Source organism: Kitasatospora griseola, from assembly GCF_044999035.1.
GTDB classification, from domain to species: Bacteria; Actinomycetota; Actinomycetes; order Streptomycetales; family Streptomycetaceae; genus Kitasatospora; species Kitasatospora griseola.
Window position 1 is genome coordinate 4,984,550 of record NZ_CP173360.1, and the last position, 13,195, is coordinate 4,997,744.

Consider the following 13,195-nt stretch of genomic DNA (forward strand, 5'->3'; position numbering starts at 1 on the left):
AATGGGTATCCGCAAGTACAAGCCGACTACGCCGGGCCGTCGTGGCTCCAGCGTGGCCGACTTCGTCGAAATCACGCGGTCCACGCCGGAGAAGTCGCTGGTTCGCCCGCTGCACAGCAAGGGCGGCCGTAACAACGCCGGTCGTGTCACTGCTCGCCACCAGGGTGGCGGTCACAAGCGCGCCTACCGTCTGATCGACTTCCGTCGTCACGACAAGGACGGCGTGCCGGCCAAGGTCGCTCACATCGAGTACGACCCCAACCGCACCGCGCGCATCGCGCTCCTGCACTACGCGGACGGCGAGAAGCGCTACATCATCGCCCCCCGTGGCGTTGCGCAGGGTGACCGGATCGAGAACGGCGCTGGCGCCGACATCAAGCCGGGCAACAACCTGCCGCTCCGCAACATCCCGGTCGGTACCACCATCCACGCGGTGGAGCTCCGTCCCGGCGGTGGCGCCAAGCTGGCCCGTTCCGCGGGTTCCGGCATTCAGCTGCTCGCCCGTGAGGGTCGCATGGCGCACCTGCGCATGCCCTCCGGTGAGATCCGCCTGGTGGACGCGCGCTGCCGCGCGACCGTCGGCGAGGTCGGCAACGCCGAGCAGTCGAACATCAACTGGGGCAAGGCCGGCCGTATGCGCTGGAAGGGCGTCCGCCCGACCGTGCGTGGTGTGGCCATGAACCCGATCGACCACCCGCACGGTGGTGGTGAGGGTAAGACCTCCGGTGGTCGCCACCCGGTCTCGCCGTGGGGCAAGCCCGAGGGCCGCACCCGTCGCCCGAACAAGGCGTCGGACAAGCTCATCGTGCGCCGCCGCAAGACCAACAAGAAGCGCTAGGAGCAGGTCAGATGCCGCGCAGTCTCAAGAAGGGCCCCTTCATCGACGGCCACCTTCAGAAGAAGGTGGACGTGCAGAACGAGGCGGGCACGCAGAACGTCATCAAGACCTGGTCCCGTCGTTCCGTGATCTCCCCGGCCATGCTCGGCCACACGATCGCGGTTCACGATGGCCGCAAGCACGTCCCGGTGTTCGTCACCGAGTCGATGGTCGGCCACAAGCTCGGCGAGTTCGCTCCCACGCGCACCTTCAAGGGGCACGTGAAGGAAGACCGCAAGTCGAAGCGTCGCTAATCGCTTCCGAGCTGTAGCGCCAGAACGACAAAGTGACTTACTCCATTAAGGGGACAACCATGGAAGCCAGGGCCCAGGCGCGGTACATCCGCGTCACGCCCATGAAGGCCCGCCGCGTGGTGGACCTCATCCGTGGCCTGCCGGCCACGGAGGCCCAGGCGGTCCTGCGTTTCGCTCCGCAGGCTGCCACTGTGCCGGTCGGCAAGGTGCTGAACAGCGCCATCGCCAACGCCGCGCACAACTACAACCACTCCAACGTGGACGACCTCTACATCTCCGAGGCGTACGTTGACGAGGGTCCGACCCTGAAGCGGTTCCGTCCGCGCGCCCAGGGCCGTGCCTACCGGATCCGCAAGCGGACCAGCCACATCACCGTGGTCGTCAGCAGCAAGGAAGGGACCCGGTAATGGGCCAGAAGGTTAACCCGCACGGGTTCCGCCTCGGCATCAGCACGGACTTCAAGTCCCGCTGGTACGCCGACAAGCTGTACAAGGACTACGTCAAGGAAGACGTCGCCATCCGGCGTCTCATGACGCAGGGCATGGAGCGCGCCGGCATCTCGAAGGTTGAGATCGAGCGCACCCGTGACCGGGTCCGCGTGGACATCCACACCGCCCGCCCGGGCATCGTGATCGGCCGCCGTGGCACGGAGGCCGACAAGATCCGCGGCAAGCTGGAGAAGCTGACCGGCAAGCAGGTCCAGCTGAACATCCTCGAGGTCCGCAACCCCGAGATGGACGCCCAGCTCGTTGCGCAGGGCGTCGCGGAGCAGCTGTCCTCCCGCGTCTCCTTCCGTCGCGCCATGCGTAAGAGCATGCAGTCGACCATGAAGGCCGGCGCCAAGGGCATCAAGGTCCAGTGCTCCGGTCGTCTCGGCGGCGCCGAGATGAGCCGTTCGGAGTTCTACCGCGAGGGCCGTGTGCCGCTGCACACCCTGCGCGCGAACGTCGACTACGGCTTCTTCGAGGCCAAGACCACCTTCGGCCGCATCGGCGTGAAGGTCTGGATCTACAAGGGCGACGTCAAGAACATCGCCGAGGTCCGCGCTGAGAACGCCGCTGCCCGCTCCGGCAACCGCCCGGCCCGTCCCGAGGGCGGTCGTCCCGCCCGCGGTGGCGAGCGCGGTGGCCGTGGTGGCGAGCGCGGTGGCCGCGGCCGTCGTCCCGCCGCCGCTGCTTCCGAGGCCCAGGCCCCGGCTGCCGCGGTGGAGGCTCCGGCCGCCGCTGAGAACACCGGAACGGAGGCCTGACCCTCATGCTGATCCCCCGTCGGGTCAAGCACCGCAAGCAGCACCACCCGAAGCGCCGCGGCGCTGCCAAGGGTGGCACCGAGCTGGCGTTCGGCCAGTTCGGCATCCAGGCCGTGACCCCGGCCTACGTGACGAACCGTCAGATCGAGTCCGCTCGTATCGCGATCACCCGTCACATCCGTCGTGGCGGCAAGGTCTGGATCAACATCTACCCGGACCGCCCGCTCACCAAGAAGCCGGCCGAAACCCGCATGGGTTCCGGTAAGGGTTCGCCGGAGTGGTGGATCGCGAACGTGCACCCGGGTCGGGTCATGTTCGAACTGTCGTACCCGAACGAGAAGATTGCCCGCGAGGCGCTCACGCGCGCCGCGCACAAGCTTCCGATGAAGTGCCGGATCGTTCGGCGCGAGGACGGTGAGAGCTGATGTCGGCCGCTACCAAGGCTGCTGAGCTTCGCGAGCTGGACAACGAGGGCCTCGTTGCCAAGCTCCGTGAGGCCAAGGAGGAGCTGTTCAACCTCCGCTTCCAGGCGGCGACCGGGCAGCTCGACAACCACGGACGGCTCCGGCTGGTCCGTAAGGACATCGCGCGGATCTACACCCTGATGCGCGAGCGCGAGCTGGGCATCGAGACGGTGGAGAACGCCTGATGACTGAGAACACCAACGAGACGCGCGGCTTCCGCAAGACCCGTGAGGGTCTCGTCGTCAGCGACAAGATGGACAAGACCGTCGTCGTCGCCGTCGAGGACCGCGTCAAGCACGCGCTGTACGGCAAGGTCATCCGCCGTACCAACAAGCTGAAGGCGCACGACGAGCAGAACGCGTGCGGTGTCGGCGACCGTGTCCTCCTGATGGAGACCCGGCCGCTGTCCGCGACGAAGCGCTGGCGCGTCGTCGAGATCCTCGAGAAGGCCAAGTAACAAGGTTGTTCGCGGTACGGCCGTATGTGCACCAGGCCCCCAGGGGCGCGGGTGTGAGCAGCGGCCGGCCCGTCAACACTTGTTGACGATCAGGAGAATGCTGTGATCCAGCAGGAGTCGCGACTGCGCGTCGCCGACAACACGGGTGCGAAGGAAATTCTCTGCATCCGCGTTCTCGGTGGCTCCGGTCGCCGCTACGCCGGTATCGGCGACGTCATCGTCGCCACCGTCAAGGACGCGATCCCCGGCGGTTCGGTGAAGAAGGGCGACGTCGTGAAGTGCGTCGTCGTTCGCACCGTCAAGGAGCGCCGCCGTCCGGACGGCTCGTACATCCGTTTCGACGAGAACGCCGCTGTCGTTCTCAAGAACACCGATGGCGACCCCCGCGGTACCCGCATCTTCGGCCCGGTGGGCCGCGAGCTGCGCGACAAGAAGTTCATGAAGATCATCTCGCTGGCGCCGGAGGTGCTCTAACCCATGGCGAACAGCATGAAGATCAAGAAGGGTGACCTGGTCCAGGTCATCACCGGCAAGGACAAGGGCAAGCAGGGCAAGGTCATTCAGGCCATGCCGGCTGACAACAAGGTCCTGGTCGAGGGTGTCAACCGGGTCAAGAAGCACACCAAGCCGGGTCCCGGTACCCAGGGTGGCATCGTGACCGTCGAGGCCCCGGTGCACGTCTCCAACGTCCAGCTGGTCGTGGAGAAGGACGGCAAGAAGGTCGTTACCCGCGTCGGCTACCGCTTCGACGACCAGGGCAACAAGATCCGCGTTGCCAAGCGGACGGGTGAGGACATCTGATGTCTGAGACGACTGTTGAGAAGGTGGCCCCCCGCCTCAAGGAGAAGTACCTCTCCGAGGTCAAGGGCCAGCTGCACGAGGAGTTCTCGTACGAGAACGTCATGCTGATCCCCGGCCTGGTCAAGGTCGTGGTCAACATGGGTGTCGGCGAGGCTGCCCGTGACAGCAAGCTGATCGAGGGTGCCATCAAGGACCTGACCGCGATCACCGGTCAGAAGCCGGCCGTCACCAAGGCCCGCAAGTCCATCGCGCAGTTCAAGCTGCGCGAGGGTCAGCCGATCGGTGCCCACGTCACCCTCCGTGGTGACCGCATGTGGGAGTTCGTGGACCGTCTGGTGTCGCTGGCTCTGCCGCGTATCCGTGACTTCCGCGGCCTCTCCCCGAAGCAGTTCGACGGCCGTGGCAACTACACCTTCGGTCTGACCGAGCAGGTCATGTTCCACGAGATCGACCAGGACAAGGTCGACCGTCAGCGCGGTATGGACATCACCGTCGTGACCACCGCTCAGACCGACGATGAGGGCCGGGCGCTGCTGCGCGCTCTGGGCTTCCCGTTCAAGGAGGCGTGAGCCATGGCGAAGAAGGCCCTGATCGCTAAGTCCGAGCGCAAGCCGAAGTTCGGCGTCCGGGCGTACACCCGGTGCCAGCGCTGCGGCCGTCCGCACTCGGTGTACCGCAAGTTCGGCCTGTGCCGTGTGTGCCTCCGTGAGATGGCGCACCGCGGCGAGCTGCCGGGCGTGACCAAGAGCTCCTGGTAATCACTTACCAGCTGTTCTGACCAGCGAAGCAGTGTGCCCGACCCCGGCTTTTGGGTTCCGGAAGCGGATCCCGTAAGGTTGTGGGGTCGGGCCCCTGCCGCAGCGCCCTGTCCGGGCAGTCTGCGGCTCTCCGAGGAGGGCTCGCGCAACCCAGTCTTACTACGTCGTAGGTCCCCTGCGCTTGTGCCCCTTTCGCACTCTTTCGCGAGTGCGCGGAGGGGGACCTGGTGCGGAGAAACCACGGCGAGAGAGGCCTGAGGCCACCATGACCATGACCGACCCGATCGCAGACATGCTCACTCGTCTGCGTAACGCCAACTCGGCGTACCACGACTCCGTCGTGATGCCGTCGAGCAAGATCAAGGCGCACGTCGCCGAGATCCTGCAGCAGGAGGGTTACATCTCCTCCTACAAGGTTGAGGACCCCACCGAGAACGAGGTCGGCAAGAAGCTGACCATCGAGCTCAAGTTCGGTCCGAACCGTGAGCGCTCCATCGCCGGCATCAAGCGCATCAGCAAGCCGGGTCTGCGTGTTTACGCAAAGTCCACCAACCTGCCGAAGGTGCTCGGCGGCCTGGGCGTGGCGATCATCTCCACGTCCTCCGGCCTCCTGACCGACAAGCAGGCTGCCAAGAAGGGCGTAGGCGGAGAAGTTCTCGCCTACGTCTGGTAATTCGGGAAACGGAGGTACAGCAATGTCGCGCATTGGACGGCTGCCCATCCAGGTTCCCGCTGGTGTGGACGTCACCATCGACGGCCAGACGGTCACGGTGAAGGGCCCCAAGGGCACCCTCACCCACGTCGTCGCCGCGCCGATCGAAATCGGCAAGGGCGAGGACGGCTCTCTGGTCGTCACCCGCCCGAACGACGAGCGTCAGTCGAAGGCCCTGCACGGCCTGTCGCGCACGCTGGTGGCGAACATGATCACCGGCGTGACCGCGGGCTACCGCAAGTCGCTGGAGATCAGCGGTGTCGGCTACCGAGTCACGGCGAAGGGCTCCAACATGGAGTTCGCGCTGGGCTACAGCCACCCGATCCTGGTCGAGGCCCCGGAGGGCATCTCCTTCGTCGTCGACTCGCCCACCAAGTTCCACGTGGACGGCACCGACAAGCAGAAGGTCGGCGAGGTCGCCGCGAAGATCCGCAAGCTGCGCAAGCCCGACCCGTACAAGGCCAAGGGCGTCAAGTACGCGGGCGAGGTCATCCGCCGCAAGGTCGGAAAGAGTGGTAAGTAAGCGATGAGCGTCTCTGTCAAGATCGGCAAGGGCAACGCCTACAAGAACGCCGCCCGCAAGCGCCGCGCCATTCGCGTTCGCAAGCGCGTCGTCGGCACCGAGGTGCGTCCGCGCCTCGTCGTGACGCGTTCGAACCGCCACATGGTCGCCCAGGTCATCGACGACGCCAAGGGTCACACCCTGGCGTCGGCGTCCACCCTCGACGTGTCCATCAAGGGCACCGAGGGCGACAAGACCGAGCTGGCCAAGAAGGTCGGAAGCCTGGTCGCCGAGCGCGCCAAGGCTGCCGGCGTCGAGTCGGTCGTCTTCGACCGCGCGGGCAACCGGTACGCCGGCCGCATCGCCGCTCTGGCGGACGCGGCTCGCGAGGCCGGGCTCGACTTCTAAGCCGCTCGTCGACTCTGTCGGCGGACGTAAACGAGAGAGGTAATTCCAATGGCTGGACCCCAGCGCCGCGAAGGCGGCGCCGGTCGCGGCACGGGTGGCGAGCGGCGCGACCGTAAGCGTGACGAGCGGGGCGGCGCCCCGGTCGCCGAGAAGACTGCTTACGTCGAGCGCGTCGTCGCGATCAACCGTGTTGCCAAGGTTGTCAAGGGTGGTCGTCGTTTCAGCTTCACCGCGCTGGTCGTGGTGGGCGACGGTGACGGCACCGTGGGTGTCGGTTACGGCAAGGCGAAGGAGGTTCCGGCCGCCATCGCCAAGGGCGTTGAGGAGGCCAAGAAGAACTTCTTCAAGGTCCCCCGTATCCAGGGCACCATCCCGCACCCCATCCAGGGTGAGAAGGCCGCCGGCGTCGTGCTGCTGAAGCCGGCGTCCCCCGGTACCGGTGTTATCGCCGGTGGCCCGGTGCGTGCCGTCCTGGAGTGCGCCGGCGTCCACGACATCCTGTCGAAGTCGCTCGGCTCGGACAACGCGATCAACATCGTGCACGCCACCGTGGCCGCTCTGAAGGGCCTCGTGCGCCCCGAGGAGATCGCCGCCCGCCGTGGCCTGCCCCTGGAGGACGTGGCCCCGGCCGCGCTGCTCCGGGCCCGTGCGGCTGGGGTGAGCGCCTGATGGCTCGCCTGAAGGTCACCCAGACCAAGTCGTACATCGGTAGCAAGCAGAACCACCGTGACACCCTGCGTTCGCTCGGCCTGAAGCGGCTGAACGACACCGTGGTGAAGGAGGACCGCCCGGAGATCCGCGGCATGGTCCACACCGTTCGTCACCTCGTCACGGTCGAGGAGGTGGACTGAAATGGCGGACAACTCGCCGATCAAGATCCACAACCTGCGTCCGGCGCCCGGCGCCAAGACCGACAAGATCCGCGTCGGTCGTGGTGAGGGCTCCAAGGGTAAGACCGCAGGTCGTGGTACCAAGGGCACCAAGGCCCGTTACCAGGTTCCGGAGCGCTTCGAGGGTGGCCAGATGCCCCTCCACATGCGCCTCCCGAAGCTGAAGGGCTTCAAGAACCCGGCCCACAAGCAGTTCCAGGTCGTGAACCTGGACCGCCTGGCCGAGCTCTACCCGAACGGTGGCGAGGTCACCGTTGCCGACCTGGTCGCCAAGGGCGCCGTTCGCAAGAACGAGCTCGTCAAGGTTCTCGGCCAGGGCGAGATCTCGGTCGCGCTGCAGGTGACGGTCGACGCCGTCTCCGGCTCCGCCACCGAGAAGATCACCGCCGCCGGCGGCTCGGTCACCGAGCTGCTGTGACGTCGCTGATCTGACGCACGGACAGAAACCGGGCCCCGCACTCCTCTTGAGAGAGAGGAGGCGGGGCCCGGTTGCGTTTCCGACTCCGACACGCTTGAACGCCTGTGCTCGATTTGTGTGTCAAACCCGGGCAAGCCGTACCCCATGCGTGGGGGAGCGGCAGTGCGCGCTTCTGTCGAGCACCCGGGCACTGTTAGAGTCCGTGAAGTTCCCTTTCCCCACATCAGGACCGACCCTTCCGCCGACGACGCGCGGGAGGCGCAGGAGGCACCGTGCTCAGTGCGTTCGCGCGGGCGTTCCAGACGCCCGACCTGCGCAAGAAGCTGCTGTTCACGCTGGGCATCATGGTGCTGTTCCGGCTGGGCGCACACGTTCCGATGCCCGGGATCAACTTCGAGGCCGTGCACGCGTGCGTGAGCGGTCAGAAGGAAGGTCTGTTCGGGCTGGTCAACCTGTTCAGTGGAAACGCGCTGCTACAGCTGACCATCTTCGCGCTCGGCATCATGCCGTACATCACGGCCAGCATCATCCTGCAGTTGCTCACCGTGGTCATTCCGCGGCTGGAGGCCCTGAAGAAGGAGGGGCAGTCCGGCCAGGCGAAGATCACCCAGTACACCCGTTACCTGACCATCGCGCTCGCAGTGCTGCAGGGCACCGGCATCCTCGCGACCGCGTCCAGCGGCGCGCTGTTCTCCGGTTGCGCGCAGGGCGGGAACATCGTCCCGAACACGTCGATCTTCCGGATCGCCACCATGGTCATCATCATGACCGCCGGCACCACCGTGATCATGTGGCTGGGTGAGCTGATCACCGACCGCGGCATCGGCAACGGCATGTCGATCCTGATCTTCACCTCCATCGCGGCCGGCTTCCCCGGCTCGATGTGGGCCATCAAGGGTTCCGGCAAGCTGCTGGACGGCTGGGGCGAGTTCTCCGCCGTCATCCTGGTCGGCATCATCGTGGTCTGCCTGGTCATCTTCGTCGAGCAGGCCCAGCGCCGGATCCCGGTGCAGTACGCGAAGCGGATGGTCGGTCGGCGGTCGTTCGGCGGCACCTCGACGTACATCCCGCTGAAGGTCAACCAGGCCGGTGTGATCCCGGTCATCTTCGCCTCCTCGCTGCTGTACATCCCGGCGCTGGTGGTGCAGTTGACCAACTCGCAGGCGGGCTGGGCGATCTGGATCAAGAACCACTTCATCAAGGGTGACCACCCGATCTACATGGCCACCTACTTCGTGCTGATCGTGTTCTTCGCGTTCTTCTACGTCGCCATCTCCTTCAACCCCGAAGAAGTTGCCGACAATATGAAGAAGTATGGTGGGTTCATCCCGGGCATCCGGGCCGGCCGACCGACGGCCGAGTACCTGAACTACGTGCTCACCCGCATCACGTGGCCGGGTTCGCTGTACCTGGGCCTGATCGCGTTGATCCCGATGGTCGCCCTCGTCGCCTTCGGGCAGCAGACCAACTTCCCGTTCGGCGGCACCTCCGTGCTCATCGTCGTCGGCGTCGGACTCGAAACTGTGAAGCAGATCGAGAGCCAGCTCCAGCAGCGCAATTACGAAGGGTTCCTCCGCTGATGCGAATCGTCCTCGTCGGACCCCCCGGGGCCGGGAAGGGTACTCAGGCGCACGTTCTGGCCAAGACCCTGTCCATTCCCCACATCTCCACCGGTGACCTCTTCCGTGCCAACATCAGCCAGGGCACCCCGCTGGGCGTCGAGGCGAAGTCCTACATGGACGCCGGGCGCCTGGTGCCGGACGAGGTCACCATCGGGATGGCCAAGGACCGCATGCTCCAGGAGGACGCCGCCAACGGCTTCCTGCTGGACGGCTTCCCGCGCAACCTGGGTCAGGCCGAGGCGCTGGACGCCTTCCTGACCGAGCAGGGCATCGCGCTGGACGGCGTGCTGGACCTTGAGGTCTCCGAGGACGAGGTCGTCAAGCGGATCGCCGGTCGCCGGCTGTGCCGCAAGAACGGCGCCCACGTGTTCCACGTGGTGTACAACCCGCCGAAGACCGAGGGCGTCTGCGACGAGTGCGGCGGCGAGCTGTACCAGCGCTCGGACGACACCGAGGAAGCCGTCCGGGTCCGGCTGGAGGAGTACCACTCCAAGACGGAGCCGATCATCGGCTACTACCAGGAGCAGGGCCTGCTCGTCACCATCCCCGCCCTCGGCAAGGTGGACGAGGTGACCGAGCGCGCGGTCGCCGCCCTGGAGCAGAAGAAGAACGCCTGACCCCAAGGCATCGAGACGGCCGGGTAGCCCCGAAGCGGGCGGCCCGGCCGTCTCGGCGTCGTACGGTGGTAGGCAGTCCGACATCAGAACGTGGAAGGCGTGGACCAGATGGAGATCAAGACCCCCGAGCAGATCGCCAAGATGCGGGCGGCCGGGCTGGTCGTCGCCGAGGCGCTGAAGGCCTGCCGCGAGGCGGTCGCCCCGGGGGTGACCACCGGTGAGCTGAACGAGATCGCCGACCAGGTCATCACCAAGCACGGCGCCGCGTCCAACTTCCGCGCCGACCACGGCGGCCTGTGGTTCCCGGGCGTGATCTGCGCCTCGGTGAACGAGGAGGTCGTGCACGGCATCCCCGGCGACAAGGCGCTGAAGGCCGGCGACCTGATCTCGATCGACTGCGGCGCGATCCTGGACGGCTGGCACGGCGACGCGGCGATCACCGTCGCGGTCGGCGCGACCGCCGACGAGAACGTGATGCTGTCGAAGGTCACCGAGGGCTCGATGTGGGCCGGCATCGCCCAGATGAAGAAGGGCAACCGCCTGGTCGACGTGTCCCGGGCGATCGAGGGCTTCATCCGTCGCCAGCCGCTGCCCCCGAAGGGCAAGTGGGGCATCACCGAGGGCTACGGCGGCCACGGCATCGGCACCGCCATGCACATGGAGCCGCACGTGCTGAACTACGTGGCGGGCCGGGGCAAGGGCCCGAAGCTGGTGCCCGGCACGGTGCTGGCGATCGAGCCGATGGTGTCGCTCGGCACCCCGCACACCGCGATCCTGGACGACGACTGGACGGTGGTCACCACCGACGGCACCTGGGCCTCGCACTGGGAGCACTCGGTGGCCGTCACCGAGCAGGGTCCGCTGGTGCTGACCGCGTTCGACGGCGGCAAGGCGGAGCTGGCGAAGCTGGGCGTCACCGCGGCGCCGGACCCGCTGGGCTGATCCCTCCGGAGTGACGCGCGGGACGGCCGGCGGCTGAGGGACATGTCTCAAACCGGCGGATCGAGGCCCGGGGGTTTTGACCCCCGGGCCTCTTGTCCTATTTTCGTCAGCTGATACCCGTAGCTACCCCAGGAGAGACAGTGCTCAAGGGCTTCCGCGACTTCATGATGCGCGGCAACGTCATCGACATGGCCGTCGGTGTGGTCATCGGTGCCGCGTTCACCGGGGTCGTGACCGGCTTCGTGACCGCGTTCCTCACCCCCGTGCTGGGCGTGGTGGTCGGCGCGGCCGGCGACTTCAGCGCGTACAAGTTCACCGTCGCCGACGTCACCTTCCCGTACGGCCAGTTCCTGAACGTGCTGATCGCGTTCGTGCTGACCGCCGCGGTGCTGTACTTCTGCGTCGTGCTCCCGGTCTCCAAGGCGACCGCCCGGTACCTGCCGAAGAAGCCCGCCACCCCCAAGCGGCCCTGCCCCGAGTGCCTGACCGAGATCCCCCAGGCGGCCCGCCGCTGCTCGTCGTGCACCGCGGTGGTGGAGCCGGTGCTCCCCATCCAGGTGACGGCCAAGGGCTGAGAATTTCGCTCCGGCGTGGTGCTTGGTTTACGATGGTGCGTCGGCTCTCTCGTAGCGTGTTTCGGCACGCCCTCAGCCCAGGGGAGTACTCCCGGGCAGAGGTGAAGCCTGGTTCGCACGAGCGTTCCGCATACGGTAGCCGGACCCGAAGGGTGGATCTCGCAGTTCATGGCTAAGAAGCAAGGCGCCATTGAGATCGAGGGCACCGTGATCGAGTCTCTTCCGAACGCGATGTTCAAGGTCGAGCTGCAGAACGGTCACAAGGTCCTCGCGCACATCAGCGGCAAGATGCGCATGCACTACATCCGCATCCTCCCGGATGACCGGGTCGTGGTGGAGCTCAGCCCCTACGACCTGACCCGCGGCCGGATCGTCTACCGCTACAAGTAACAAAAGCCAGATCTAGACCCCGGAGAACCTGAATCATGAAGGTCAAGCCGAGCGTCAAGAAGATCTGCGACAAGTGCAAGGTGATCCGCCGCCACGGCCGGGTCATGGTGATCTGCGACAACCTGCGCCACAAGCAGCGCCAGGGCTGAGTCACCCCCCAGCATTTCTCGTAGTACCTTCGCGCGACGCGCATCAACGTCATACGCGGGCCGCCCGATCCGTCCGAACAGGACGGACTGCCACCCTCGGTCAGAGGCCGGGGCTCCCTGTCGAGAGACAGTGAGTAGGCGGCACGTCAGACCTCTGAAGAACCACAGGAGCCTTGAATGGCACGCCTCGCCGGCGTTGATCTCCCCCGCGAAAAGCGGATCGAGATCGCCCTCACCTACGTCTACGGCATCGGCCGTACCCGCGCCCAGCAGACGCTGGCCGAGACCGGTGTGAGCCCGGACGTCCGCGTCCGCGACATCACCGAGGACGACCTCGTCAAGCTGCAGAAGTTCATCGACGCGAACTTCGAGGTCGAGGGTGACCTCCGCCGCGCCGTCGCCGCCGACATCCGCCGCAAGGTCGAGATCGGCTGCTACGAGGGCCTGCGCCACCGCCGTGGCCTGCCGGTCCGCGGCCAGCGCACCCACACCAACGCGCGTACCCGCAAGGGCCCGCGTCGCGCGATCGCCGGTAAGAAGAAGCCGGGCAAGAAGTAGTCCGTCCCGTCAACCGGACATCCCTCCGGCCCGCGGGATAGCGGACCGACCACCTCAGTAGGAGAACAGACTTATGCCCCCCAAGGGTCGTCAGGCTGCCGGCGCGAAGAAGATCCGCCGCAAGGAAAAGAAGAACGTCGCTCACGGGCACGCCCACATCAAGAGCACGTTCAACAACACCATCGTTTCGATCACCGACCCCGCGGGCAACGTGATCTCCTGGGCCTCCGCCGGCCACGTCGGCTTCAAGGGCTCGCGCAAGTCCACCCCGTTCGCCGCGCAGATGGCCGCCGAGGCCGCTGCCCGTCGCGCGCAGGAGCACGGCATGCGCAAGGTCGACGTCTTCGTCAAGGGTCCGGGCTCCGGCCGCGAGACCGCGATCCGTTCGCTCCAGGCCACCGGCCTGGAGGTCGGCTCGATCCAGGACGTCACCCCCACCCCGCACAACGGCTGCCGTCCGCCGAAGCGTCGCCGCGTTTGATCCGGCGCCTTCACAGGCACTGCGGGTAGCGTTTTAAACCTGGTACGGGGTCCCGTTCTGAACGGGACCCC

The 13,195-nt window shown here is 66.5% G+C and carries 25 protein-coding genes; all 25 read left to right on the top strand.

The features are described from left to right. The first annotated feature begins 1 nt into the window (after position 1). Positions 2–838 carry a 50S ribosomal protein L2 gene (gene rplB / locus ACI1MP_RS22695; RefSeq protein ID WP_043914588.1) on the top strand — a complete coding sequence of 279 codons (837 nt, stop codon included), beginning with the start codon at positions 2–4 and terminating at the stop codon, positions 836–838. An 11-nt stretch (positions 839–849) separates the two neighbouring features. After that, positions 850–1,131 (top strand): 30S ribosomal protein S19, encoded by a 282-nt coding sequence (gene rpsS, locus ACI1MP_RS22700; protein WP_043914586.1) that lies wholly within the window; start codon positions 850–852, stop codon positions 1,129–1,131. A gap of 59 nt (positions 1,132–1,190) precedes the next feature. Continuing rightward, a complete protein-coding gene (gene rplV / locus ACI1MP_RS22705; RefSeq protein WP_014136282.1) occupies positions 1,191–1,538 on the top strand; it encodes a 50S ribosomal protein L22 in 348 nt (115 codons plus the stop codon). Continuing rightward, positions 1,538–2,380, top strand: a complete 843-nt coding sequence (gene rpsC / locus ACI1MP_RS22710) for a 30S ribosomal protein S3 (protein ID WP_100587178.1) — start codon at positions 1,538–1,540, stop codon at positions 2,378–2,380. Before rplV ends, rpsC begins: the two co-directional genes overlap by 1 nt. Positions 2,381–2,385: 5 nt before the next feature. Continuing rightward, positions 2,386–2,805, top strand: coding sequence for a 50S ribosomal protein L16 (gene rplP, locus ACI1MP_RS22715; RefSeq protein ID WP_030457415.1), 420 nt, complete (start codon positions 2,386–2,388; stop codon positions 2,803–2,805). After that, positions 2,805–3,029 (top strand): 50S ribosomal protein L29, encoded by a 225-nt coding sequence (gene rpmC, locus ACI1MP_RS22720; RefSeq protein ID WP_014136279.1) that lies wholly within the window; start codon positions 2,805–2,807, stop codon positions 3,027–3,029. The genes rplP and rpmC overlap by 1 nt, the downstream gene beginning before the upstream one ends. Continuing rightward, on the top strand, positions 3,029–3,301 hold the full coding sequence (rpsQ, locus tag ACI1MP_RS22725; RefSeq protein WP_014136278.1) for a 30S ribosomal protein S17: 273 nt from the start codon (positions 3,029–3,031) through the stop codon (positions 3,299–3,301). The genes rpmC and rpsQ overlap by 1 nt, the downstream gene beginning before the upstream one ends. 102 nt (positions 3,302–3,403) lie before the next feature. Continuing rightward, on the top strand, positions 3,404–3,775 hold the full coding sequence (rplN, locus tag ACI1MP_RS22730; protein ID WP_030300391.1) for a 50S ribosomal protein L14: 372 nt from the start codon (positions 3,404–3,406) through the stop codon (positions 3,773–3,775). A gap of 15 nt (positions 3,776–3,790) precedes the next feature. Beyond that, a complete protein-coding gene (gene rplX / locus ACI1MP_RS22735) occupies positions 3,791–4,102 on the top strand; it encodes a 50S ribosomal protein L24 (RefSeq protein ID WP_035872243.1) in 312 nt (103 codons plus the stop codon). Next, on the top strand, positions 4,102–4,671 hold the full coding sequence (gene rplE / locus ACI1MP_RS22740) for a 50S ribosomal protein L5 (RefSeq protein ID WP_073807936.1): 570 nt from the start codon (positions 4,102–4,104) through the stop codon (positions 4,669–4,671). Before rplX ends, rplE begins: the two co-directional genes overlap by 1 nt. Before the next feature lie 3 nt (positions 4,672–4,674). Beyond that, positions 4,675–4,860, top strand: coding sequence for a type Z 30S ribosomal protein S14 (locus ACI1MP_RS22745; protein WP_008747480.1), 186 nt, complete (start codon positions 4,675–4,677; stop codon positions 4,858–4,860). Positions 4,861–5,125: 265 nt separating this feature from the next. Then, the gene (rpsH, locus tag ACI1MP_RS22750; protein WP_043914570.1) at positions 5,126–5,533 is read left to right on the top strand and encodes a 30S ribosomal protein S8; all 408 of its coding nucleotides are present in this window, start codon (positions 5,126–5,128) and stop codon (positions 5,531–5,533) included. Positions 5,534–5,555: 22 nt separating this feature from the next. Further along, positions 5,556–6,095, top strand: a complete 540-nt coding sequence (gene rplF, locus ACI1MP_RS22755) for a 50S ribosomal protein L6 (protein ID WP_100587179.1) — start codon at positions 5,556–5,558, stop codon at positions 6,093–6,095. Between the two features lie 3 nt (positions 6,096–6,098). Then, positions 6,099–6,482 carry a 50S ribosomal protein L18 gene (gene rplR / locus ACI1MP_RS22760; protein WP_035863513.1) on the top strand — a complete coding sequence of 128 codons (384 nt, stop codon included), beginning with the start codon at positions 6,099–6,101 and terminating at the stop codon, positions 6,480–6,482. 48 nt (positions 6,483–6,530) lie between these two features. After that, entirely contained in the window at positions 6,531–7,151 is a 621-nt protein-coding gene (gene rpsE, locus ACI1MP_RS22765; protein WP_043914567.1) for a 30S ribosomal protein S5, read from the top strand. Beyond that, positions 7,151–7,333, top strand: a complete 183-nt coding sequence (gene rpmD / locus ACI1MP_RS22770; protein ID WP_014136270.1) for a 50S ribosomal protein L30 — start codon at positions 7,151–7,153, stop codon at positions 7,331–7,333. Before rpsE ends, rpmD begins: the two co-directional genes overlap by 1 nt. Before the next feature lies 1 nt (position 7,334). After that, positions 7,335–7,790, top strand: a complete 456-nt coding sequence (gene rplO / locus ACI1MP_RS22775; protein WP_043914565.1) for a 50S ribosomal protein L15 — start codon at positions 7,335–7,337, stop codon at positions 7,788–7,790. Between the two features lie 272 nt (positions 7,791–8,062). Then, positions 8,063–9,370, top strand: a complete 1,308-nt coding sequence (secY, locus tag ACI1MP_RS22780; RefSeq protein WP_043914563.1) for a preprotein translocase subunit SecY — start codon at positions 8,063–8,065, stop codon at positions 9,368–9,370. Further along, positions 9,370–10,029 carry an adenylate kinase gene (locus ACI1MP_RS22785; RefSeq protein WP_043914561.1) on the top strand — a complete coding sequence of 220 codons (660 nt, stop codon included), beginning with the start codon at positions 9,370–9,372 and terminating at the stop codon, positions 10,027–10,029. The genes secY and ACI1MP_RS22785 overlap by 1 nt, the downstream gene beginning before the upstream one ends. Before the next feature lie 108 nt (positions 10,030–10,137). Beyond that, a complete protein-coding gene (gene map, locus ACI1MP_RS22790; protein WP_404870819.1) occupies positions 10,138–10,971 on the top strand; it encodes a type I methionyl aminopeptidase in 834 nt (277 codons plus the stop codon). 140 nt (positions 10,972–11,111) lie between these two features. Next, positions 11,112–11,546, top strand: coding sequence for a large conductance mechanosensitive channel protein MscL (gene mscL / locus ACI1MP_RS22795; protein ID WP_043914559.1), 435 nt, complete (start codon positions 11,112–11,114; stop codon positions 11,544–11,546). Between the two features lie 168 nt (positions 11,547–11,714). Then, positions 11,715–11,936, top strand: a complete 222-nt coding sequence (gene infA / locus ACI1MP_RS22800) for a translation initiation factor IF-1 (RefSeq protein WP_003956442.1) — start codon at positions 11,715–11,717, stop codon at positions 11,934–11,936. Positions 11,937–11,971: 35 nt separating this feature from the next. Continuing rightward, positions 11,972–12,085, top strand: coding sequence for a 50S ribosomal protein L36 (rpmJ, locus tag ACI1MP_RS22805; protein ID WP_003956441.1), 114 nt, complete (start codon positions 11,972–11,974; stop codon positions 12,083–12,085). 177 nt (positions 12,086–12,262) lie between these two features. Further along, positions 12,263–12,643: a 30S ribosomal protein S13 gene (gene rpsM, locus ACI1MP_RS22810; RefSeq protein ID WP_035863501.1), complete on the top strand. Its 381-nt coding sequence runs from the start codon at positions 12,263–12,265 to the stop codon at positions 12,641–12,643. A 73-nt stretch (positions 12,644–12,716) separates the two neighbouring features. Next, the gene (gene rpsK, locus ACI1MP_RS22815) at positions 12,717–13,124 is read left to right on the top strand and encodes a 30S ribosomal protein S11 (protein ID WP_030232513.1); all 408 of its coding nucleotides are present in this window, start codon (positions 12,717–12,719) and stop codon (positions 13,122–13,124) included. Positions 13,125–13,195: the final 71 nt, after the last annotated feature.